We start from the raw sequence: 23,476 nt of genomic DNA, 5'->3' as shown, positions 1-23,476 counted from the left end.
AATCCACTGATTTGGCGGTTACTGCGGCTTTAGAGGTTCTATTATCTTTGAATAAAGCACCGCTTCATCAATTTTATACATCAGCATACTTGCAAATATTAAGCGGCGCATAGCGTCTTCTTGTTCAATTGGAATATTGGCGTGAGCTTTAGGATTGCGCAAAGCTGACATCGCTCCTGCAAGCATCTCCATAAAACCTTTTTGTGTGTTGACTCCAGAGTCGGCAGAACGATCACAAAATTCGATCAAAGGAGTGTTTGCAGAAAATACTGTTTTCATTGCGGAATCGCCATCAGGTATTTTCTCTCCAGGTTTTACCACCTGAAAAAGCCTTTTTACTCTATCGTTTATTTCAATAAACGCATCACAAGCCGCGTTTGCATAACTACCATCTAAAAATAACTTTTTTGATACTTCTGCTATTTTAGGATGGATAAATTGCCACCAATCACCTTGTCCATTGAGATTTTGTGCTAACAGTATATCCAACACTTCAATCTCTTGCCCAAAGGCAAATGGATTTATGTAAATATGAATGATATTCCAACTTACGGGAACTTCTCTAAACAGTCTATTTTTGATCGTCATCAACTGATTGCTAAGGAAAGGTTGCTCACGCTCAATATCTTTAGCAACAACGAGAAGTCCTTCTCGGATATTTGTTACATCTGAAGTAGAAACCGGCATATTCAAAATATTTGGCTGATTTGATAAATTCCGCATCCAACAGCACACAGTGTTTATTCTATTTATGTCCACATTCATTCTCCCTGCGTTTTATATTATTTCTCTTAAGAGCAAGTTTTTAATAGAGCGGCCATTTTAAGCATTAAAATGTTAGTATTCTTCTTCTTTAGTTCGCACTCCCAAATCCGCAATACCGTCCATCCTCGCGCCTCAAACATAGCAGTAACTTCCTGATCGTGATTTATATTCCGTTCACGCTTCTTTTGCCAATATTCTTGGTGATCTGCGGGACGAGTATTGCGGCAATCGTGCCCATGCCAGAAACAGCCGTCTACAAATACCGCTATTTTTTGCTTCGGAAACACAAAATCAGGATGGCCCTTGACAGGATAATTCCGCCGCCAACCAGTAATACCATTCTGCTTGAATATTTCGATTAGGCGAAGTTCCGTAGATTTATTCTTCTTCGATTTGACTTGCCGCATAATATCAGAGCGTTTTCCCTTATCAAACACGTCCGCCACAGCAAATCACCTTGCTTCGAACTCAATACGGAGACTTGGATCAGTTTCAGCTTCCAGTATAATATTGTTATAGCGGCTGATAATATCCGACAGGGTAGAGTTACGCTTTGCTTCGTCAAACAGGCTATGTTCATATACATTTGCGGATAGGAATTGCTGAATATCCCATACCTCTACACGCCCAGCAAGACCGGCATCTTCCGCCAAATTCAACGCCGTGTGTACCCGCTCAAAAATAGTAATGATAACAGGATGGCACCCGCTTCTCAAGTTGGCTTTGCATTTTTCAATCAACAACGCCCCAGGCATAGTCGTACAGTGAATGATTGTACTATTGATGACAAAATCACCGTTGCGATCTGTTGGGCCGTCCGCTACCGAAGCGCCATGGATTTCAACAGACTCCTCCGGCATAATAAGGCAGAGTTTTGCCGCCACTAAATGTTGCAACACCGTTCCAAGATATTGTGTGCCCGGATTTTGCTTTTGCCGCTTTTTTGCCTGCTCAAATAGTTCGTCCAGATTAGCGCCGATTGTTTTAGATGTGTCGGCAGTCAAAACGAATGGTTGATTCCTAAAATACTCTCTAACCTGTTCCGCCCAAAATGCTTCGACAACGGCAAAGTCTACGGACTCATCTGCATTCCAGGTATTGAGGAAATCCACATATTTAATCATCAATCCCATGCTACCTCGGCTGGTTCGTCCACCTTCAGCCGACAGTTGTTGGGTAATGCCATGTTCTTGCAAAATCTTCTTCAGGTTTCCGCCGCCTAACCCAGCTACTTGTCCCTTGCTGCTGGTCTGAAAATCATCAGGATTCAGCGGAAACTGCTTGTCCTGTACTAAACGAGTAAACTGGACAACCAGCGACAGCGGGCCTTTGGTAAAAATGTTATTTTCGGCTTGAAATGCCTTCAATCGTTCCTCTGGACTAATCATCGTACACAGCCTCCGCAATTTTTATTAAAAAGCGTTCCCCAATAAACTGCGCTACGGGCATCGCTACCGCATCGCCCATCGCTTTATATCCATCGTTATAGCTGCCAGGTAGAATAAAACTATCTGGCGCTCCCATAAGTCGAGCGGCCTCGCGGACGGTTAGCAATCGCGCATGGGTCATTCCATCCTTTTTGACTACTAAATATTGCTTGCTGCTCCCGCCTTCTGGCGTCCGTAGACACCCTGCAATTCCATCAAAGCGCAATTCAAGCTGCTGTTCGCCATGTCGAGTCCGGCGATAGCCTGTGGCATAAACAGCACTATGGTCATTCAGCTTGGTTTGATGTCGTTCTGGCACAAGCCGAAGCACATTATCCTTATCAAAAGGGGCGGTATCTTCCACAATGTCTTTTAGGGTTTTATCGCGGCGCGGTGGTTTTCCTGTTTTCCACCATATCCATTGCGGTAAAGAACGCCCCAGTTCAATCGCTGTTTTAGTATGTAACCAGCATGGGCCATCGCCAACTAACTCGTCTGGAATTTGACAGCCATGCTCCACAGCGAGAATAAATACTCTTGGTCTGGACTGCGGTACAAAATACGAAGCATTTAACACGATTGCTCCGCAATCATAGCCACGCTCGACAAGGGCCGTGTGGAGGATGCGATAATTATTGCCTTTACTTGTGGAAAGAAGCCCAACTACGTTTTCTAACAGCAAAATTTTGGGACGTTGTTCCATCTCGTCTAAAACACGCAGCCATTCCCATACAAGTCCGCTTCTCGACGCATGGATACCGCCCAACGAACCGGCTAATGACAAATCTTGGCAGGGAAAGCTGGCCCACGACAAATGGGCGCACGGTAACTCATATCCTCGAATATTTTTGATATCATCAAGTTCAAAATGGTTATCACCAAAGTTAGCTTTATAAACAGTTGCCTTTTGCTCGCTGATATCGTTAGCCCAAACAGGCGCAAACATCCCCTTTAAACCATAGGCCACAAGTCCACTTCCGGCAAAAAATTCGTGCATTGTCCACGGTGCGGAGGATAAGTCTATTTTTTGTTGTTCAAACATGGTGCTTTGTAGCATCATCTTTTCCTCCCGTATTGCGCCTTTTATCTCCCGTTGGTTTCTTTGCGTCTCTTGGAATAATCCAAATCCGGCTCATACGCGCTACTCCAGCAATTCGTCCCTCTTTACAAAGAATTTGGACTTGCCGTGGCGTTATACCCCATTTTTCGGCGGCTTCCTGAACCGTAATAAATTCGTTCACGTTTGACACCTCAAACTGCTTCAAAATCTGCCATATTTCACTATCATTATATTCGTTTGAACGAAATTAGTCAAGCTGTTTCAGTAAAGCGCCCATGCCCGCGAAATTTGTTCGTGAGCATGGGCACCATTCATTTAGGTAAATATAATTTCTGTGTTCACTATTTCTTCCACCGCAGAACGAATATTGTTCATTCGGCCCGCCCATTCCATCTGGCTATCCGCTTTAAGCTGTTCAGTGATACCCTCTTGCTCTGCCATCTGCTCTACAAGCTGAGAAAACATATCGTTTGCCTGCTGATTGATACCAGCCAAGTGGCTATTCAGCTTCCCGCTGAGTAGCAAGGTGTTGTAAAGAGCTTTCCTGTGTTCTCGCAGATACTGCCGCCTGCGCTGGCCCCAGATACCAACAGGGGCGTTTGCCGGCACAGTGAGATTTGGGAGAAAGTAATCTCCTTCTCGATGATAAGTTCCATCTATTTGCTCAAATATAGACTTTTCCATGACATTAACCTCCAAAGTGTTGAATAGTCCCTGTAATCCAATCACTTTCGGCTGTCTGCAAATAATAAGGGAGAGGTAACTTCCTTACGTTACCTCTCCCTTCGGCCCGGGGTCCCTTTTGTCAGGAGGGCTGCCGCGCTATCCGGCGCTGATGAGGGCGACAACGGGGTAGGAATAATTTTTGTTGAAGTGACTGCCGTCGTTGTTGTACCATCTAACGGAGTTTCCGCTCCAGGTGACGTTGATGGAGGAGGTGCTGTTGGAACGCTGTGTGTAGCGGCAGCCCTGGATCATGAGGATGAACGCGCCGCTGCCCGGGTCCGCGACGGCCACCAGCTCCGGCTTACCTGGGAAGGTCAGCTGAACAGCGCCGCTCTCACCAGCGCCGCCCGGGCCGGTGTAGGTGGTGGTGTAGATGCGGCAGTTGCCCGTCCGGACCAGCGCCGAGGCGTGCCCGGCGACTGTCCTGGCCAGGCTGTCCACCGCAGCGGCGGAAGCCTTCCCCGCCAGGGCGGCGTCGATTTTGGCGTTGTCCGCATTGAAGTCGGTGCGCAGGACCTTGTCCTCCGCCTCCCATTGGTTCAGCTGGTAGTTGGGTGTGTGATTGGTAGGCATAGAAGTACCCCTTTCAGTCGTGATAGCCTCCCTCGGAGAGGGAGCCCTCATAACCAGAAAGAAAACGCCCCAAAGTGGGACGTTTTCATACATTTAATGGAAATAAGGGCGCACTGCGCCTTTTTTCAGATGACCTCCCGCAGCACCGCCTGAATCACCCAGCGGGTGGCGTGACCCCGTCCAGTGCAGGTGGACAGGGTCAGGATCTGACTCCCCGCATCGGGAATGACCCCGGTGTCGATTACCGAGTGCTCCAGCCCAAAGTCGATCAGCTCCTGCTCCCGGCCGGTCTCCTCAATGTCCAGACGGTAGACAATCTCCTGAATGCCCACCTCAAAGGCGGCGTAAATGTCATACACCCGCACCCCGCCGTCCGTGACCACGTAGACGGTGGGATGCGTCCGCCAGAACTCCTCCTCCTGGTAGCTGTGCAGGATGCCGAACATGGATTCGTTGTTCATCCGGTGCCCGTAGACGATGGTGTTGAAATCACTGAAATCGGGCGCGCATTTGCACTCCAGAAAGATCGCGCCCACCGAGCTGCGCTTGTCCTGCCAGGTGTGGTTCAGGTAGTATTGGTTGTCCCCGCACTGCACCACCGGATAGGACAGCAGAGTATCCGGAATGGTGATCCAGGCCCGAACGTCCTCATTGACCTCCCGCAGGCTGTTCAGGTCCACCTCTGCCAGCAGGCCGGGGTTGGGATCGGGCTCCGCCGGTTCCCCCTGCTCCGGAACGGGGACCGCCCTCAGCTGCGGGACTGCGGCAGTCTCCGCCGCCTCCGCGTAGTCCGCCGCGCCCGCCTGGTAGTCCAGCTGCTTCCACAGCAGATAGCCCCCGCTGCCCAGCAGGATCAGCGCCAAGAGCAGGACCGCCAGGCGGCGCAGATTCTTTGTTCGGTTCGCGCTCATCTGATCACGCTCCTTCATACTCAGACGGCTTTTCCGCCGCAAGTTTGTCGCAGTATACGGCATACAGACTGTAGCCGCCGATATTCCTGCACATCCCGCTGGCGGAAATGTTCAGACCATCCTCCCGGACCATGAACGCCCCCAGCACCTTCTGTGGCTCGGCAAAATACATGGCGTACTCCGGGAAGAGATAGCCGTCCAGCTGACGCTGGGCCCGGACAGCAATGATCTCCTGCAGCAGCTCTGAGGCAAACCCGTCGGCGGAATAGCCGGCGTCCAGCATTGCACCGTAGGTCTCGCAGGAAACCAGCAGCATCTCCAGCCCGGCGGGGTCTGTCCCCTGCGCACCGTAGACAGAGGCCATGTTCACCTGGGCGTGCTTCAGCGCGAAGACAAAATAATCCGTCCGGTCCTGCGCATATTTTGTGACCTCCCGGAGGGCGCAGGCCGTCCAGACGTCTCCGTACTGGGCGGGGTCCTCCTCGATCATGCGGTCCAGGACCAGCTCCGCCGCCCAGAGCCAGAGCGGGTCCTGGGTCAGCCCGTACAGGCGGCAAAGCGCCGTGACCCCCATACCGTCCCACTCCGCCGAGCGAACCGCCTCCTTCCGCCCCAGATCCGAGGCGTCCAGCACATGGGTAAAGGAGCCTGTTCCCGTGTCCAGGAGGGAGAGGATTCCCGCGCCCAGAGCCTCGCAGGCGGGTATGTAGCCTGTATTCCCAGAGGTCTCCGCACAGTCTGCCAGGGCGATGAGGGCCAGCGCGGAGCTCTCCAGGGTGATCTCCCCATGGTCCGGCAGATAAGCCACGTCGTCCTCCGTATAGGCGGTCTGGCTTAAGAGCCATCCTGCGGCCCGGTCGATCCCCTTGGCCAGCGTCTCGCTGGGGAGCAGCCGGTAGCCCTGGATTATGGCGCTCAGCACATCGGCGTGCTCCGCGGCGCTCAGCCGCTCCTCTCCGCCAGGGAGGAGGATGCTCCCATCCTCCTGTACCTGCTCCGCCAGATATTCCGCTCCGTCCAGCGCCAGAGCGCGGGCAATGCCGCCGTCCGCGGTATTCATCTCCCGGTGGCCATAGTCCAGGTCGTCCAGGCTGAGCTGGAATACAGCGCCCGTCTCGTCACACAGCCAGCCGGCGCACTGGAAGGCCTGGTACGTCTCCGGGAGGGACGCCAGAGGCGCGCGTCCGGATTCCTCCAGGTAGGCGTTGAGCCGCTCCAGGTCCACGCCGCCCGCCTCGTAATCATAGATGCCGGTGCTGTTGAGCTCCGCTTCCAGGAGGGCGGTCTCGTAGCCGGGATCAAAGGCCAGCCCGTATCGGAAGCCGTAGGCGCCAAAGACCTCCTCCATATTCTGCAAAGCCCCGGCGGGGAGGGCGGCGGAGACATAGACCAGATCCGCCTTGAGCCACAGCGGAAGGGGGCCGCCCTGTTGCAGCGCCGTATCTGCGGCCAGCACCGCCGCGTCCCAGGCGCTGTCTAGAGTGTCTCCGGTGCCGCTGTACACAGAAGCCCGCTCCGTCCCACCGCACACCGACAGAAACACCGCGTACCCCGCCTCGCCGGCCGGGTCCTCGATCAGCTCCTCCCGCACCTCGCCGGTCAGAACAGCCCCGCGCAGGAGCTCCGCCTTCTGCTGAAAGACCGCCGTGTCCACTGTATCCGTTGTATCCTCTACCTGCTCCGGTGCGCTGCTGCAGCCGGAGAAAAGCCCCGCGATCAGGGCCTGGACCAATATCATTGCCGCCAGACGGCTGGGTCCTTTTTTCTGTCTCATGGGAAGCGCCTCCCTTTATTGATTGAACGGCTTGTCAGCCGGTTTGTTCGGGTTCAGGAGGACAGCCGGGACCTCGGGGGCCCCGGCTGTCCATGTGCTAGGCGTCAAATTACTGCTGCCTGTTTGTGTGTCTTAGCCATGTTCCTTTCTGCGGAGGGTCAGAACGGCCAGTCCGCAGGCGGACAGCAGGGTCACGACATACCACAGAGCGGAAATGTCGCCGGTCTGGGGAACTGCCGCCAGGGGCACTTCGTCATCCTCGATCTCTACCTCCGCAGGGGCCTCCACCAGGGGGACCTCTTCCTCGGGAATGTCCACGACCGGGGCCTCCACCAGGGGGACCTCTTCCTCGGGCACGTCAACAACCGGAGCCTCCACCAGAGGAACCTCTTCCTCGGGCACATTGGTATCGGTGTCGGTGTCGTCAGGGTCCGTCACAACGGGGGGAGTGGTGTCGTCAGGGTCCGTCACAACGGGGGGAGTGGTGTCGTCAGGCTCGGTCACCACAGGGGGAGTGGTGTTGTCAGGCTCGGTGACAGTGATCCGATCAGGTACGGTCTCAACATCAAGATCAACAGGATTCAGGCTGACACCGCCAAAGGTGGGCTCAGGCGGGGCAGTCCAGCTCTCGCTTGGCGCGGTGACCTCTACCTCAAGTGTAGTAGCGTAGTAATTGTAGTGCTCGGCATGTCCCAGCTTGGTATCGTCCAGAGGAGTGACGATTTCCGCCTTATCGGTGTCCGAAATGGTCTCTTTCTCTTTGGCGAGGACCGCACGCTTCTCCAGGGTGACCAGCTCACTCAGTTTCTCCACATGCAGATAGCCATTCAGGTGCCAAGTGTTGCGATTAGAAGGTACATAGGGATACTGACCAGAGCCATCATTCGCACCATTGGCGGCAGTCAGAACCCACCTGTTGATATTGTTTTGTATCAAATCTTTGTAGTTGCCTGCAGTCAAAGAATCTGGTTCGAAGTGATCACTGCCAGCCTCTAATTTCTCTACGAACTCCGTGAAGTTTTGATTATGAAGCTTTGCCTCGTTAGGATCTTCATGCTTCAGATAGCAATCAAGTCTGTTCTCCACCTGTTCACCAGACGCTGTTCCATCACTGTTCACTGTCCAAGTATAAACACTAGACTCTCCAGTGTTGGGGGTGAGGTCTGCTGCATAACTGCCAAAACGGTTGCCCTTTACGTCAATTTTACCAAGCGTATACCAGTGTGTTGTCTGATTGTCAGTTTCCGTTGTCCAAATCTGCTGACCATCAAAATAGCCTTGGACTAAATCGTTGATTACCTCATCCGGGTTTTTTGACAGCTTCTCATTGTAGCTCTTCACAGCCTGGTTATAAGTGTTGACGACCGCATTGTACTCATCAACCTTAGCGTTGTAGTCCTCATCGGACAAATCAGCCCAAGGGTCTTTGCCATCGGCGTTAGGAGCCACACTGCTTAACATGTCTTGAATTTTCTCAACAGTGATCTCAGGGTTCACCTGTTGCAACTCGGATTCGAGTATACTGGCCTGCGCCTTACTGGTATTCCAATCAGTGGCCTTGTCGTTATACGTGTCAACTTGCTCATTGTACTTACCAGCAGCGGTATTGTACGCTTCGACGTCCTCGTTATAATACCCAACCTCTTTGTTGTACTTATCGACTGCGGTGTTGTACTTTTCAGCTTCAATGTTGTGCTTGCCAGCAGCGGTGTTGTAGTTGTCAACAGCCTGATTGTAAGCATCGGCGGCCTTGTTGTAGTCATCGACCTCTTCGTTATACTTGCCGACATCTTCGTTGTAATCGTTAAGCTTCTCGTTGTGGTCCTTGATGGCGTCGCTCTTCTCAGTCAGATTGTTGTACTCGTTCTCAGCCAGGTTATTGAACGCATCCAAAGCCTCGTTGGCCTCATTAAGGGCATTCTGCGCATCCTGCACAGCCTTCTGAGCTTCAGCAGCCTTAGCGTGTCAGCGCCAATGATAAAATGAAAGAAAACGCCGAGGAAAAAATGTAGTTTTGTGGCGGAGAGGAGGGAAAAAAGATAGACTCCCAATCAGGGCGAAAAAGAGCCCGGAAAGGGAGTCAGGACATGAAAGGAGCACAGTGGATGGATATCCGAAGCGACAGACAAAAAGGGCTGAGCTATGTGGAGCTGGGACGGAAGTACCACATGGACCCACGGACAGCAAAGCGGTACGCGGAATCACCGCAGAAGCCGGAGTACACATTGAGCGAACCCAAGCTAACAAAGATGGACCCGTACAAGCAGATCGTGGACGAATGGCTGGAGGAAGCGCCGTATTCAGCACTGCGGATTCTGGAGAAGCTGCGGGAGATGGGATTCAACGGGGGCTACAGCATCGTCAAGGCGTATGTGAGCAGCCGGAAGATGGACTTGAATGAGAAAGCAACAGTGCGGTTTGAGACGATGCCGGGGAAGCAGGGGCAGATGGACTGGGGATTCTTCGAGGATCACCTGGTGTACGAGGACGGAAAGTGGAAAAAGCTGTACTGCTTTCTCATGATTCTGGGGTATTCGCGGATGCGGTACATCGAGTTCGTAACGGATATGAACACAAACACGTTGATACGGTGCCATCAGAACGCATTTCGGTATTTCGGAGGTTACCCGGAGGAGATTCTGTATGACAATATGAAGCAGGTGGTCATCAAGCGATTGCTGAAGCAGGAGGACTCCACGCTGAACCGGCAGTTTGAGGACTTTGCGGGATTCTATGGGTTCAAGCCCATTCTGTGCCGGCCATATCGGGGTCAGACGAAGGGGAAAGTAGAGCGGACGGTGCAGTTTGTCAGAGATAATTTTATGGTGGGGATCAAGTACAACAGCCTGGCGGACTTGAACGGACAGGCTCTGGCCTGGTGCAACAAGGTCAACGGCAAGGTACACGCCACCACCAACGAAATTCCCTTTGAGAGGTTGAAAAAAGAAGGACTGAGCCCTCTTACCCGTGAGTACATTATCGACAAAATCAACCTGAGGCGAGTACAAAAAGACTGCCTCATCTCCTACGCCGGCAATCAGTACTCCGTGCCATCGGAGTACGTCGGCAAAGATGTGGCAGTCGTGGCCCTCGACAGTATGCTGGCTGCGTATTACGAGGGGAAGCAGATCGCTCTGCACCGAATATCGTATCAAAGGAAGGACATGGTTGTCAATCCTCAGCATTATAGAAGGCTTACACTGAAACAGACGATGGATGCAGAAAATGTTCTGCTGGAACAGGACAAAGTAATAGATTTTCCCTTGAAACCATCGGATTTGTCCAGATATGACGAGGTGCTGTATGAGTGAATTTACCATGGACAGGCTGAGGGAAAACCTGGAAGCCCTTAAGATGAAAAACACTCTGGAGATTCTGGACAACTACCTGGAACGGGCCGTGGCGGACAAGCTCAACATTGTGGAGGTTTTGGATCACATTTTCTCAGAAGAAGCCAAATCCAAGCGGAGACGGGCCTATGAGAAGCAGATCCACTGGATAGCTCTTAGCGGCTTTGCCGCTTAGAGCTATCGCGTCCCCCTTGCGGGGAGATGTCCGGCTTCCCCATTAAGAAGACCTTGGACGACTTCGATTTCTCCTTCCAGCCCTCCATCGACAAGCGCCAGATCGACGAACTGGCCACCATGCGCTTCCTGGAAAACGGGGAGAATGTGGTCTTCCTCGGCCCGCCCGGCGTGGGCAAGACCCATCTGGCCTCCGCTCTGGGCCTTGTGGCGGCACAGCATCGCTTTTCCACCTACTACGTCAACTGCCATCAGCTTATTGAGCAGCTCAAGAAGGCCCATTTTGAGAACCGTCTGCCGGACAAGCTCAAGGTTCTCGCCAAGTACAGGATGCTTATCATCGACGAGATCGGCTACCTCCCCATGGACATCCAGGGCGCAAACCTGTTCTTCCAGTTGATTGCCAGGCGATATGAGAAGACGTCCACCGTCTTTACCTCCAACAAGACCTTCTCCCAGTGGAACGAGGTCTTTGCCGACGTCACCATCGCCTCCGCCATCCTGGACCGCGTCCTGCATCACTGCACCGTTATCAACATCAAGGGCGAGTCTTACCGCCTGAAAGAACGCAAGGAATTTATGCGCCAGAAGCAGCAAATCGTGAACACTCTTTTTGAGCAAGGAAACGCTTGATTTTGTCCCCCCCTTACCGCCGAAAAACAACAAAATTTCTTCGGCGTTTTCTTGCAATTTCAAATTGGCGTTGACATACGATAAAGAGCATAAAGACAGCTTATCAAAATACCCCGAATTAAAGGAGCGTATGCAAAGCCTTTTACAGAACGGCGAGAAGATAACGCCGAAACAGTGGAAAGCCGAGATACAGACCTTGCAGTCCGAGTATGACAGTATCAGCAGGGAGCAGACCAAGACCGCCACAGAATTAGCTTATGCCGAAGTAATCAGCTACAACAAAAAGAACCTTGAGAGGGAGCTTCAGAACGAGAGCCGACAGCATAACAGGCAACAGAACAGGACTAAGTGGAGGGAGGAAGAAATTTAATGAAAATTTGATAGAAATGTAAGTGTGATTGTGGTATTTTAATATTAGCAAGTAGAAATTTATTAAAGGACGGCGGATAGATGAAAACAGTTGAATTTGGAAAGGAAAATATAGATGTTATTATTCTTCTTCATGGGGGAGGTCTTTCATGGTGGAATTATACGGAAACGGCAGAGTTGCTTAAAAACCGTTTCCATATTGTAATACCGATATTAGATAGTCATACTGGAAGTGATGTATCTTTTACCTCAATCGAAAATAATGCAAAAGAAATTATTTCATACATTGATGAGCAATTTAATGGTCATATATTGTTAGCAGGAGGTCTTTCGCTTGGCGGACAGGTGTTAGTGGAGATACTCTCACAACGAAATAATATTTGTGATTTTGCTATGATAGAAAGTGCGCTGGTCATGCCAATGAAAATAACAGAATATTTCATTGCCCCTTCATTTTCACTGTGTTACCCCCTCATAAAAAAGAGATGGTTTGCAAAGTTGCAGTTCCAATCCCTGCATATTCATTCATCATTATTTGAAAATTATTTTAATGATAGTTCGCTGATAAAAAAGGAAGATATGATTTCTTTTTTAAGAGCCAATTCCAGTTATAAGTTAAAAGATACAATAACTGGTTGTCAGGCAAAAACTCTTATACTTGTTGGTGGGAAAGAACAGAAAATTATGAAAATGTCTGCCGAATTATTAAGTAAAAAAATTAACAAGTCAGCACTTGAAATTTTACCTCAGTACTATCATGGGGATTTAAGTATCAATCATAGCATGGAATATGTAGAAAAATTGTTGCAACTTATTTGTGTGTAATGATGAAAAACTATATTTAACTAAACAGAAATTGCAATAATCACAATAAAAAAGTCACACAGCGTCAGAGCGTATAGAAAACAAATCTATGCGCTCTATTTTATTATAAAGGAGCAGATTTATGGGCAAAGACAGCAACACACAGCATAGAGCCACCCGACAGCACCCACCCACTAAAATTATTGTGGAAAGGCACTATGTAGGGCCTGCTTCGTAACCTCAAACTGCTTAGAAGACAAGCAATATGGGATGAAATATGGTAGAATAGGTGCAAGGGAATTGGGAAAAAGCAAGGAAAAAGCGTGCACTTATAGGGGGCGGAGTGGATGTATAAGGACAACAGTCAGCTTCGGATGGAAGATTTCATCTTTCCATATGGGAAACTGGACCCAGAAAACGATTGGGTGAAACTGGCGGCGCTGGTTCCGTGGGAGATAGCGGAGGAACGGTATGCAGCGCGATTCGTGAACAATGGTCACCCGGCCCATCCGGCACGGATGGCATTAGGGGCGCTGCTGATTCAGCGGCGGCTGAAATGCAGCGACCAATGGCTGGTGAAGCACATTGGAGAAAACCCGTATCTGCAATATTTCATCGGCATGAAGGAGTACGGGCCGTGTCCGTTCGGAGCGTCCACGCTGGTAGCGTTCCGGAAACGGTTCAGCGAGGAGGACCTGGCAGCAATTCTGGAGGCGTCTGTCCCAAAAGCGGAGACAGGGAAACAGGATGACTCGGATGACGGGAACGATCCGCCTAACAGCGGGACACTGATTCTGGACGCCACATGCTGCCCCGCGGACATCGCCTATCCTCAGGACATCGATTTACTCAACCAAGTGCGGGAGAAAGCGGAGAAAACGGTGGACGAGCTGTGTAAAGCGGCAGGACAGAAGAAGCCCCGGATGTACCGCAAGCGCGCCCGGAAGGACTATCTCCGTCTGTCCAAAAGCAAGAAGCGCAGTGGGAACGCAATCCGTTCCGCGATACGCAAACAGCTGCAATACATCCGCCGGGATATCAGGTACATAGCTGAATTGGTTCAAAAAGGTGCAAAATTGTCTTCAAAGCAGGCGGACCGCCTGAATATCATGACTACTGTCTACGAGCAGCAGCGCCTCATGTTTGAATCCGGGACCCACAGCATTCCCCGGCGCATCGTCAGTCTGGCCCAGCCCTGGGTCCGGCCCATCGTTCGGGGAAAAGCCCACGCCAATACCGAGTTTGGCTCAAAACTGCATATCAGTCTGGTGGATGGCTATGCCAGGATCGAACGGCTGGACTTCGAGCCCTTCAACGAATCGGAAGACCTCTGGCGGGCGGTGGCTCGGTACCGGGAGCGCTATGGCTGTTACCCGGAACGTATCCTGGCGGACAAAATCTACCGCAGCCGCCAGACACTGGCTTTTTGCAAAGAGCTTGGTATTCGTCTGTCCGGTCCGGCCCTGGGAAAGCCGCCAAAAGCTCCCGGCCTGTCCCGTCAAGCAAAGAAACTGGAGTATCAGGACAACTGCGACCGCAATGCTGTGGAGGGTGTTTTTGGGACGGTCAAGACCGCTTACGGCCTGGACCGCGTCATGGCACGCCTACAGGAAACCGCTGTCTGTGTGATTGGCGTTGCACTGCTGCTCTCAAACCTTTCCTTATCCCTGAGGGCCGCTCTCGCTCTGTTTTGCCTTATGCTTCTGCTGTTTGTCTTGCCGAGGTTGCAGAGCAGAGCCTAATTATTCTTCAAAAACGAGTATAAGCAATATAAGGTGGCTGACAAAAATGATTACAGAGTTTGAACTCCAAGGCCGAATTTGCAGCCTTCTGCCAGAAATGACCGAAGAAGAATTTTGGCACGAAATGATTGGCTTCATTGAGAAAAATGGCTGGCTATTTGGCGGCGGTCTGGAAATGAAAAAAATCTCCGGATGTATTTCCCAAACGTCGCCGGACATGACATTAGAAAAATTCTCCGAAATATTTCATGGTTTCCTGAACGGTAATGGGTGGTATTTTGATGGAGAAATTAAGATGCTTTCCATCAGCTTGATGGATATACTTGATGACGAATTAACAGAGAAAAAATCATTAGGGCTTGTTTGAAAAATAAATATTGCACAAATCGATGGTAAGTGCGAAAATAGAGGAATGAAGAGATATGAATTGACAAAAGGACAATGGGAACGAGTGAAAGCAGTGCTTCCGCCCCCAAAGACAGGGAAACGAGGCCGGCCTCGGAAAGAAGACCGAAAAATGCTCAATGGAATGCTATGGATTGCCCGCAGCGGAGCGCAGTGGCGGGAACTGCCGGAGGTGTATGGCCCCTGGCAGTCCGTTTATGCCCGATTTGCCAAATGGCGGGATGATGGTACATTGGAAGCGATATTTCACGCCTTGTCCGAAGATGCAGATATGGAAAATCTGAGTTTGGACTCTACTTGCGTTAAGGTTCACGAAAGCGCCAATGGAGGGGGAAAAAACGGCGAATAAGGCAATTGGGCGAACCAGAGGTGGGTTAAATACAAAGCTGCACGCAATTGTGGACGGGCTGGGGAACCCGGTTGAATTTATGCTGTCTGCGGGGAATGACCATGATTCAGTCCATGCCGTTGAACTGCTGGAAAAGGTCACGATCAGAGGTAGTAATGTATTGGCAGATCGTGCTTATGGGGCAAAGAATATTCGAACTTACATTTCAGAACAAGGAGCCTGCTATGTGATCCCGCCGCAGAGCAATGTTTCTGAGCCATGGCCGGTAGATTGGTGGTTATACAAAGAGCGCCATTTGGTTGAATGCTTCTTCCAAAAGCTTAAATGGTTTCGCAGAATTGCCACCAGATATGACAAGTTAGATGCTTCTTTTCTTGCCTTCGTTTACTTGGCTTCTATTGCTATTTTGTTGATTTAGCCTACTCCTTGCTATTTTTCAAACAAGGCCTAGCCACACTGGTTTGACTGGCGGAGCCAGTGGCAATGCTACCATTACGACCGTTACACTTGGGTACACCGAGAACAGCGTTGAGGTTACCGGTAACGTCGGTGGCGGCGGTGTAACCTACATCAACTACGCTACCGTGGCTAACACCACAACTGTTGGTCTGGCTGCTGATTGTGCGAATTTGACACTTGCTGACTGGAGTGCTTCCTTTGTTGGCAGTGTCCCCTCTAAGATCAAGAAGGGCGATACAATTAATGTGCTTGTGACCTTCAAGGATGACTCGGATACCACTGATGCTTCTGGCGCTACATGGACTGCTACACTGACTGGTGCAACCCTCAGCATCACGAAGGCGAGCGATGTTGCATACACAGCAGGTGCCGATGGTACAGCAGCGACTTATGCGGTGACAATCCATGTCGATGGTGATAGTGCCGCAGCTACTACAGGAAACGTTTCTGTTAAAGAAGCTGCCTGATATAAAATCGGCCTGAAACAGTATTGTTAAGCCTATGTGCTTGAGAACCCCCGCACCGCAAGGCGCGGGGGTTCCCCTTTGCTTTAGTCCTTCAACAGAAACGCCGACACGCTGTATTTCCAGCCCTCTCCGTTCATCTGGCTGCCGTTGGTGGTGGACCACCAGGTAATCCGGTCCGCGCCCCAGGTCACAGTGGATTGATATTTTGTGAACTGGTCATTGGACCAGGGGGTAACCTCGCAGGGCGACGAACAGCGGCGAGCAATAGATGGTTGGGCAAATAATCACCAGGACAGGCCTTCCTGGAAACACAAGCGTGTTGGGGTGTCTGGCCATACTTGCCGTTGCCGGTGTAGATTGTGTGGTAGAGCTGGCAGTTGCCCAGCTTGGCCACCTGGGCGGCCAAGGCGGTGTGGGCGTCGGCCTGCGCCTTCAGCGCGGCGTCGATCTTGGCATTGTCGGCGTCTCATTCGCGCGCTTTGTTCCTTGACAATCTGCGTAGAAATACGCAATAAAACAAGGCAGATTTCGCAAGAAATCTGAACTCTATGCTTGATTCGGCAGGGGCAGAACCTGCCTGACCCGGTGTGACGGGTGACCAAAACTCTGATGCTCCGACGTGCGTCCATAGTGTCATATGGAACGTGCGAAGCTCGGTAAAGAGCGGAGGCGATATCTGAGACGGTATCGCGCCGCAGGAGGCTATAAATCGGTCATGTCCAGTATGTTTTGTTGCAACCGACATATGTCCTGAGAGTACGGCTCGTAAACGCCAGGATGATTATACAGCCATCCGCCCCCATGAGGGGTGCTGCCGCCGTTGAAATTTGAATTTGTGGAAAACGGCAGAAAACCATTAAGGTCGAATGTCTTTGGCAGAATATCACACAAGTCAAAGATGGCAGCCGGGTTAGAGGGACGGGCTAAAACCGATATGTAAAGCTAAAGCATAGGGAACAAAGGAACCATGGACGGCACTTCATCTTTTTGAAGTAAGTGGAGTGGCACCTCCGCCGCGCGGGTAGGAAATGACCCGCTAATCCATGGGGCAGCAGCCCGTAGTAGCGAGGATGTCCGCAATAATAAGGCGGACGGAGCGAAGGGGCATAGTCAGTGCAGATTCGTATGTGAACAGAAGGTCGAGGAAGCCGTAGGCATACCTGACTAAAACCAGAAACACCAATTCCGAAGGGAGGCGGTGCGTATGGCACAACAATTCGACTACCCGAAAACCGAAACGGAATTACGCAAGCTCCAAGATAAACTGTATCAGCACAGCAAAAAGGTCTATGACGAGGGCGGAAGGCCAGCGCTCAAGGGACTTCTGGAAATTATGTCAGCAGAAGCAACCATCATCACAGCAATTCACAACATCAAAAGTAACCACGGCAGTGAAACCCCCGGTGTGGACTCCAAAACCATGCGCGATTACCTGCAACACTCCCATTCGTGGGTCATTCGAGATATTCAAAGCGCGTTCAAGCACTTTGAGCCGCAGAAAATACGCCGGGTGTATATCGACAAACCAGGAAAAGCCGAAAAACGTCCGCTGGGCATTCCTACCATACGGGACAGAATCGTACAAGAGTGCATGAGGATTGTGTTAGAACCCATATTCGAAGCACAGTTCTTTGCCCATTCCTACGGTTTTCGGCCCATGCGGGACGCACCTATGGCATTGGAACGCGCAAAATTGCTTGTTCATCATACTGGCTACCATTGGATTGTCGAGGGTGATATCAGCAAATGCTTTGACCGTATTGACCACGCTATTCTCCTGAAACGTCTTTATCACATGGGGATAAGGGACAGACGGGTACTGCAAATCATCAAGGCAATGCTGAAAACCGGGGTCATGGATGAATGTGAGGTAAATGAGGAAGGTACGCCACAGGGAGGGTTAATTAGTCCCCTATTGGCAAATGTCTACTTGGACATCATGGATGAATGGATTACCAAGCAGTGGGAAATAAAGAAAACAGAATATCCATTCTCAAAACCCTACCGCAAGTACAAAGGTCTGCGTAGAACGGCCTTGATTCCAGGATTCCTCGTCCGATACGCAGACGACTTCATAATCATCACAGACACACGCGCTCATGCCGAGGACTGGAAAAAACGACTGCAAATATTTCTCCACAGCAAAATGAAGCTGACACTATCCCCAGAGAAAACGCTGATAACAGATATCCGAAAAAAGTACATCAAATTCCTTGGCTATGAATACAAGGTGGTTCCGGGAAAAGCGCGAAAAGGCTATATTCCAAGAACGATTCCAGAAAGAGACAGATTAAGGCGGAAAACTGACAAGATTGCTCATGACATCAAGAAAATCCCGCACTATTACAGCCGGGAACAAATGGTGGACGCAATCAATCGCATCAACAGCCAAATCAGGGGAATTATCCAATATGATCAATGCTGTACCTGGGTGAACATTTCCATGAAGAAGTATAGCAGGAGGCTACAATTCGTTGCCAGACGCCGCCTGACGCAGTACAAGGGAAAGTGGATTCCTGCAAATCAAACGCAAAATCTTCCCCGTGTTCATCAGCAGTATAAGCAAAAGATACCCTCCATGAAATATCGCGATATTTATATCGGTTTTACCGCACTTTCCTTTTGCAAATGGGAGAAAACTATCCCCAAAAAGGAGGAAGAGACGCCCTACACTGAAGCTGGCAGGCAACTTTTCTTTGAGCGCACGAAAAAGAAGCGTATACACGCTCGCCTTGATGAAATGTACTCGGAAAAATCGGCCAGAGCAACCAGATATGGGCAATGGGGAAAACTTAACAACTTTGAGTTTATTATGAATCGGGCCTACGCGCTCAACCGTGACAAACTCAAGTGCCGGGTTTGCGGCGGCTGGCTTATTTCCAGTATGCCATGGGCACACCGGGTCAACCCAAATCTCCCATTGAATAAGGTAAATCGTGTCAACAATCTGATATCCCTGCACAAGAAATGCCTCGACGCAGTTAATAACCCGAACTATGATATAAGCGAGTTTGATGCAAAAGCACAGAAGAAAATTATCGGTTATAGGGAAAAACTGGTTCCTTCACATACACGCAACAAATAATCTGCATTGATGGAGCGCCGTGTGCGGTGAAAGTCGCACGCACGGTGCGAAGCGGGGGAAAATCCGCTCTGACTGCTGTCCTCTTATGAGGGCAGTAAAAGCGGCGGATTACCTATCGCTATCTCCATCAGGACCTTGTCCTATTTGCCCTGAGGAGATGCAACGCATGTTCACAGGAGACCGTACTTTTTCATACGTCGCCAGAGAGTTACCGTACTGATTCCAAGCTGTTCTGCCGCTTGGGTACGGTTTCCTCCACATTCTTTCAGGGTGCCCAGGATTTTTTCCTGCTCCGTATTGTCGTGCTGGAGACCGTTTTTTTCTGCAATCACGGGAAAAATAAGCATAGAGTCCAGGATTCGGTGAGCGTCATCCAGCTCGACCCGGTCGGTATCCGGCAAAATGGTAAGGCGCTCTACCGCATTTCGGAGCTGCCGCACATTTCCCACCCAATGAGCCTCTTCCAAAAACTTGTATACCTCTGGTGCAAGGGTAATATTCCTGGTTCCTTCCAGCTGATTTAAAAAATATTGTGTAAGCTTTGGGATATCCTCCCTCCGGTCATCCAGCGCAGGTAAGGCCAGCTCCAGAATGTTCAGGCGCTGATATAAGTCCATGCGAAAGTTGTTTTTCAGCACCTCCTGCTGCAGGTTTTTATTGGAGGCCGTAATCAGCCGGACATCCACCGGAATCACCCGATTGCCGCCAATTCTCATTACCTCCCGCTCCTGGAGTACGCGCAGCAGCTTTGGCTGCACATCCAGGGGCAATTCACTAATCTCGTCCAGAAAGAGCGTTCCCCCGTGTGCCATTTCAAAAATCCCCATTTTCCCCTCACTCAGAGCGCCGGTAAACGCTCCCTTGGCATAGCCAAACAGTTCGCTTTCCAACACGCTGTGGGTAAGTGCGGCACAGTTAATGGACACAAAGGGGCCTTGCGCCCGTTGACTGTAATTGTGGATGCTCTGAGCAAAAATTTCCTTCCCGGTGCCCGTTGCGCCGGTAATCAGCACGGTACTTTCCGACCGGGCAATTTTTTTTGCCATTCGGATGGTTTGCTGCATAATGGCGCTGTCGCCCTGGATGTCGCAGAATTCCCCCTTGCTTACCAGGCCGTTTTTGGCATTTTTTGCCCGGATATTACGTTCCAGGTGTTGAATCTGCCCTGCCTCCTGCACCGACATGACACAGCCCAAAAAGATATTTCCGGTTGCAATCACTGTGGCATTTATAACCAAGCTGTGGCCCTGATATTCTGCAATATGTCCACAAATATTGTGTTGTTCCTGGCGAAACTCTTTAAAATCGAAATTAGGGATCAGCTCCTGAATCTGAAACCTCCCGTCCGTTTCCAGGCGAAAAATTTTCTCCGCCTGCTGGTTGAAGCTAATCACCACGCCCTCTTCGTTGAGATAGAGGATTCCCTCGGAAACAGCATTCAGGATGGTATTGATTGTCTGAATGCGATTTTCCTTTTCCTGGGCGATCCGGACGATATACTCTGCCTCCTCCAGGGCCTCCAGGAGGGAGTCGTGGTCCGGTTCAGCAGAGATGGCGTAAAGCCCCAAGGCGCGGGCCAGCTTGCACACCAGATCCCCCCCTACAACTGCAGTTGCGCCCTCCCGTTTCAGCCGCCGTATTTCTTCAAGGAGATCTTGGTCAAACTCCTCCTCGGTGCGAAACCTCCACTGAAGCGGACGGCTCAGCAGGATGCCGTCGTCCCAAATATGCTTGTATTTGCTGACAACATAACAAAACTGATCCGAAAACCCGATGAGAGCTACTTTTCCGTCCCCTTTATGTTTCTGTGCCCGGCGGATGGCCATTGTGTAAGCAAAATAGCTCTGCTTTACGCTGATGACCGGAACATTCAGTTTTTCCCGTAAATAGCTGGCAGTTCTCCCACGGCTGATGAATACATTGGTGCCCTGTGTAATACACCGCTTTGCAATTTCCACTGCCCGGTCCATATTGGCATAATAGACAGGGTAGCTGCGATTGGTCTGCGCCTGCGCTGCTTCAAAAGCACGGGCAAGGTTTTCCGCTACCGCCAAAATCACAACCTGATCATTCATTATCCTGCTCCTCTTGATCTGATATTCTTATTATAACAGTTCAAGGGTTGAATTTCAACGAATTTCAAAATGGAAATAAAGCTGAACTATTTTCATTTTTGCCGTTTCTGAAAAGCAAAATATCCAATTATATCGTGTAAAAACTGAGAATATTGAGGCAATTTCTCGTTTTAAATAATTTTTACCAGAAACGACCAGGCTGGCACACGAATTGCTTGTTATATTATCGCAGGCTGCAGTACATGACAAGGAGTTGATGAATAAACGTGAAAATTGTAATTGCAGGCACTTTCCCACCTGGTGCAATAGAACTATTTTTAGAGCTTTTGCCTCAAGACTGGCATATTGACGTAATCACGGACGAAGCAAACCTGAGGAAACGGACCGACATTGAGGTCCTGATTACCAGGGCGTTTCAGATCACAGAAGAAATCATTCTCCACAACCCCGACCTGAAATTCATTCAAAAATGGGGAACCGGTCTTAATGCGGTGGATGTGGAGGCGGCCGGCCGGCGTGGAATCCCGGTGTGCAATGTCCCAGGTGCCAACGCCTATGCTGTATCTGAACTGGCCGTTCTGCACATGCTGGCAGTGTATAGAAATCTGCTCTACCATAACCGAAAGCTGGTTGCCGGGGTATGGACCAAGTCGGACAGAATTGAGGATACTTACTGCCTGAACAAAAAAACGGTGGGACTGATTGGTGGCGGCAACATTGGCCGTCTGGTAGCACAAAAAGTCCGTGCGTTTGGCGCTACTGTGCAGTACTATGACATTTACCGGCTCTCTCCCGCTCTGGAAGAAGAATATGAGATGTGCTATGTTTCGCTGGAAGAACTGCTTTGTTCCTCCGATGTTGTTTCCCTTCATATTCCTCTAAACGATCAAACCAAAAATTTTATTGATTATGATAAACTCAAACGGATGAAACCCACTTCTATTCTCATCAACACCTCCCGAGGCGGACTTATCAACGAAAACGATCTGCTCCAGGCGTTGGATGAAAACCTAATCCTTGGTGCCGGCTTGGACTGTCTCTGCCATGAAAAAGATTCCCTTGATCCCAAGGACCCTATCCTCCACCACGACAGGCTCACCCTCACGCCCCACATTGGCGGGACTTCCAACGACCTGCTGGGTGAAATGGTCCCCCGGATGGCCGCCAATGCAATCCGCTTTGTTCGGGGGGAAGAGCCTAAATCCATTGCCAACCGGGAATATCTGATCCACTGATTTTAAAAGAAAAGGAGTCTTAATGATGAAAAAAAGGTACTCACTGCTTGTTGTTCTGGCGATGCTTCTGTCCCTGACCGCGTGTGGCAGCAAGGCCCCGTCCAAGTCCGGTACACCCAGTGCGTCCAGCGCCAATCCGAGTCCTGCTGTTTCCTCGCCCGCTCCCTCCGGCAGCAATGACGCCACCCCCACCTTTGATACCAAGTGGCCGCAAAAAACGATTCAGCTGGTATGTCCCTACGCCGCTGGCGGCGACACTGACTACTACACGCGTGCCACAGCCAAATACCTGGAAAAAATTCTGGGCGTGACCGTTGTAGTAGTGGATACCAGCGGGGCCAGCGGTACCACCGGCGCGCTGTCTGTATTGGATCAGGACGCAGATGGTTACAGCTTTTTGTTCGGCCACCAGTCCGTTCTGTTTAATCAGGCCGCTGGATCAGTCCCCTTCGACTACCTCACCGACTTCGTTGCCGTAGGCAGCCCCATGGTGGACTATACCTATGGCCTGTACTGCCACCCCGACGCCCCCTACTCCACTCTGGCAGAGCTGGCGGACTACTGCAAGGCCCATCCTGGAGAAGTGAGCACCATCGCCGCAACAGGCGGTTCTTCCGGCATGAACGCAGCGCTAATGGAACAAGCGCTGGGCGGAATCGAATTTAAACTGGTCGAAGGCCCCAGCTCCTCCGCGGAAAAGCTGGCCGGTTTCCTAGGTGGACAATACGACCTGTTAACCGGTAACTTTGCGCAGTATAAGGATTATGTTGCCGATGGTTCTATTGTCTGTTTGGGAAATTACGGCTCCCAGGATGTCCCGGTTCTCACCGAGCAGGGGATTTACAGCTGGAAGACCCAGGGCTATGACCACTCCGAAGACTATATGTTCATGATCCGCGCCAAGGCCGGAACGGATCAGGTTATTCTGGACAAGCTGGCTTGGGCCTTGGAGGAGGTCTGCAAGGACCCTGAATTCCAAACTGAGGTGGCCGTCTATAACGCCACAGTGGGCTTCCAGAACGGTGACGCCTGCGTTGCCTACCAACAGAATTATCTGGACAAAGCAGCTGCTTTTCTGGCTGCGCAGTAATCC

The 23,476-nt window shown here is 50.7% G+C and carries 20 protein-coding genes and 2 pseudogenes; 11 read left to right on the top strand and 11 right to left on the bottom strand.

All coding sequences use genetic code 11. The features are described from left to right. Window positions 1-18: 18 nt before the first annotated feature. The 10 genes from VV088_RS15235 to VV088_RS15190 all read right to left on the bottom strand — a co-directional run bounded on the left by VV088_RS15235 (window position 19) and on the right by VV088_RS15190 (window position 9,171). Window positions 19-759: a TIGR02391 family protein gene (locus VV088_RS15235; protein ID WP_334601564.1), complete on the bottom strand. Its 741-nt coding sequence runs from the start codon at window positions 757-759 to the stop codon at window positions 19-21. Window positions 760-791: 32 nt separating this feature from the next. After that, window positions 792-1,211 (bottom strand): very short patch repair endonuclease, encoded by a 420-nt coding sequence (locus VV088_RS15230; protein ID WP_334601563.1) that lies wholly within the window; start codon window positions 1,209-1,211, stop codon window positions 792-794. 6 nt (window positions 1,212-1,217) lie between these two features. After that, window positions 1,218-2,153: a DUF4928 family protein gene (locus VV088_RS15225; protein ID WP_334601562.1), complete on the bottom strand. Its 936-nt coding sequence runs from the start codon at window positions 2,151-2,153 to the stop codon at window positions 1,218-1,220. Further along, window positions 2,146-3,252, bottom strand: coding sequence for a DNA cytosine methyltransferase (locus VV088_RS15220; RefSeq protein ID WP_334601561.1), 1,107 nt, complete (start codon window positions 3,250-3,252; stop codon window positions 2,146-2,148). The genes VV088_RS15225 and VV088_RS15220 overlap by 8 nt, the downstream gene beginning before the upstream one ends. After that, on the bottom strand, window positions 3,227-3,433 hold the full coding sequence (locus VV088_RS15215; RefSeq protein ID WP_300413118.1) for a helix-turn-helix domain-containing protein: 207 nt from the start codon (window positions 3,431-3,433) through the stop codon (window positions 3,227-3,229). The genes VV088_RS15220 and VV088_RS15215 overlap by 26 nt, the downstream gene beginning before the upstream one ends. A gap of 134 nt (window positions 3,434-3,567) precedes the next feature. Next, window positions 3,568-3,936 (bottom strand): TnpV protein, encoded by a 369-nt coding sequence (locus VV088_RS15210; RefSeq protein ID WP_334601558.1) that lies wholly within the window; start codon window positions 3,934-3,936, stop codon window positions 3,568-3,570. A 138-nt stretch (window positions 3,937-4,074) separates the two neighbouring features. Then, window positions 4,075-4,551, bottom strand: a complete 477-nt coding sequence (locus VV088_RS15205) for a hypothetical protein (protein WP_325228936.1) — start codon at window positions 4,549-4,551, stop codon at window positions 4,075-4,077. Window positions 4,552-4,676: 125 nt separating this feature from the next. Beyond that, a complete protein-coding gene (locus tag VV088_RS15200; protein ID WP_334601557.1) occupies window positions 4,677-5,462 on the bottom strand; it encodes a class B sortase in 786 nt (261 codons plus the stop codon). A 4-nt stretch (window positions 5,463-5,466) separates the two neighbouring features. Then, the gene (locus VV088_RS15195) at window positions 5,467-7,236 is read right to left on the bottom strand and encodes a hypothetical protein (RefSeq protein ID WP_334601554.1); all 1,770 of its coding nucleotides are present in this window, start codon (window positions 7,234-7,236) and stop codon (window positions 5,467-5,469) included. A gap of 132 nt (window positions 7,237-7,368) precedes the next feature. Then, window positions 7,369-9,171 carry a doubled motif LPXTG anchor domain-containing protein gene (locus VV088_RS15190; protein WP_334601553.1) on the bottom strand — a complete coding sequence of 601 codons (1,803 nt, stop codon included), beginning with the start codon at window positions 9,169-9,171 and terminating at the stop codon, window positions 7,369-7,371. Window positions 9,172-9,323: 152 nt separating this feature from the next. On the opposite strand from VV088_RS15190, the gene istA reads away from it, so the two are divergent. The 9 genes and pseudogenes from istA (at window position 9,324) to ltrA (ending at window position 19,073) form a co-directional block, all read left to right on the top strand. Further along, window positions 9,324-10,547 carry an IS21 family transposase gene (gene istA / locus VV088_RS15185; protein ID WP_334601552.1) on the top strand — a complete coding sequence of 408 codons (1,224 nt, stop codon included), beginning with the start codon at window positions 9,324-9,326 and terminating at the stop codon, window positions 10,545-10,547. Further along, a pseudogene (gene istB / locus VV088_RS15180) lies at window positions 10,540-11,393 on the top strand (IS21-like element helper ATPase IstB). The gene istA and the pseudogene istB overlap by 8 nt, the downstream one beginning before the upstream one ends. Next, window positions 11,374-11,763, top strand: a complete 390-nt coding sequence (locus VV088_RS15175) for a hypothetical protein (RefSeq protein WP_334601551.1) — start codon at window positions 11,374-11,376, stop codon at window positions 11,761-11,763. The pseudogene istB and the gene VV088_RS15175 overlap by 20 nt, the downstream one beginning before the upstream one ends. A gap of 80 nt (window positions 11,764-11,843) precedes the next feature. Further along, complete coding sequence (locus tag VV088_RS15170; RefSeq protein ID WP_334601549.1) at window positions 11,844-12,587, top strand: alpha/beta fold hydrolase; 744 nt, start codon at window positions 11,844-11,846, stop codon at window positions 12,585-12,587. A gap of 326 nt (window positions 12,588-12,913) precedes the next feature. Further along, a complete protein-coding gene (locus VV088_RS15165) occupies window positions 12,914-14,308 on the top strand; it encodes an IS5 family transposase (RefSeq protein ID WP_334601548.1) in 1,395 nt (464 codons plus the stop codon). A gap of 46 nt (window positions 14,309-14,354) precedes the next feature. After that, window positions 14,355-14,675 carry a hypothetical protein gene (locus tag VV088_RS15160; RefSeq protein WP_334601547.1) on the top strand — a complete coding sequence of 107 codons (321 nt, stop codon included), beginning with the start codon at window positions 14,355-14,357 and terminating at the stop codon, window positions 14,673-14,675. A 45-nt stretch (window positions 14,676-14,720) separates the two neighbouring features. Further along, window positions 14,721-15,480 (top strand): annotated as a pseudogene (locus VV088_RS15155) (IS5 family transposase). Window positions 15,481-15,523: 43 nt separating this feature from the next. Next, on the top strand, window positions 15,524-15,988 hold the full coding sequence (locus VV088_RS15150) for a hypothetical protein (protein ID WP_334601545.1): 465 nt from the start codon (window positions 15,524-15,526) through the stop codon (window positions 15,986-15,988). A 1,204-nt stretch (window positions 15,989-17,192) separates the two neighbouring features. Beyond that, a complete protein-coding gene (gene ltrA / locus VV088_RS15145; RefSeq protein WP_334599178.1) occupies window positions 17,193-19,073 on the top strand; it encodes a group II intron reverse transcriptase/maturase in 1,881 nt (626 codons plus the stop codon). 170 nt (window positions 19,074-19,243) lie between these two features. Here ltrA and VV088_RS15140 read toward each other — a convergent pair whose 3' ends face one another. Beyond that, window positions 19,244-21,127: a sigma 54-interacting transcriptional regulator gene (locus VV088_RS15140; RefSeq protein WP_334601544.1), complete on the bottom strand. Its 1,884-nt coding sequence runs from the start codon at window positions 21,125-21,127 to the stop codon at window positions 19,244-19,246. A 287-nt stretch (window positions 21,128-21,414) separates the two neighbouring features. On the opposite strand from VV088_RS15140, the gene VV088_RS15135 reads away from it, so the two are divergent. Further along, on the top strand, window positions 21,415-22,383 hold the full coding sequence (locus tag VV088_RS15135; protein ID WP_334601543.1) for a 2-hydroxyacid dehydrogenase: 969 nt from the start codon (window positions 21,415-21,417) through the stop codon (window positions 22,381-22,383). 22 nt (window positions 22,384-22,405) lie between these two features. Beyond that, window positions 22,406-23,473 carry a tripartite tricarboxylate transporter substrate-binding protein gene (locus VV088_RS15130; RefSeq protein WP_334601542.1) on the top strand — a complete coding sequence of 356 codons (1,068 nt, stop codon included), beginning with the start codon at window positions 22,406-22,408 and terminating at the stop codon, window positions 23,471-23,473. The last annotated feature ends 3 nt before the right edge of the window (window positions 23,474-23,476 follow it).

Origin of the sequence: Lawsonibacter sp. JLR.KK007, from assembly GCF_036941135.1 — a bacterium.
In the GTDB taxonomy this organism is placed as follows: domain Bacteria; phylum Bacillota; class Clostridia; order Oscillospirales; family Oscillospiraceae; genus Lawsonibacter.
The sequence above is the reverse complement of the archived record's forward strand: the minus strand, read 5'-3'. Positions and strand labels throughout refer to the sequence as shown.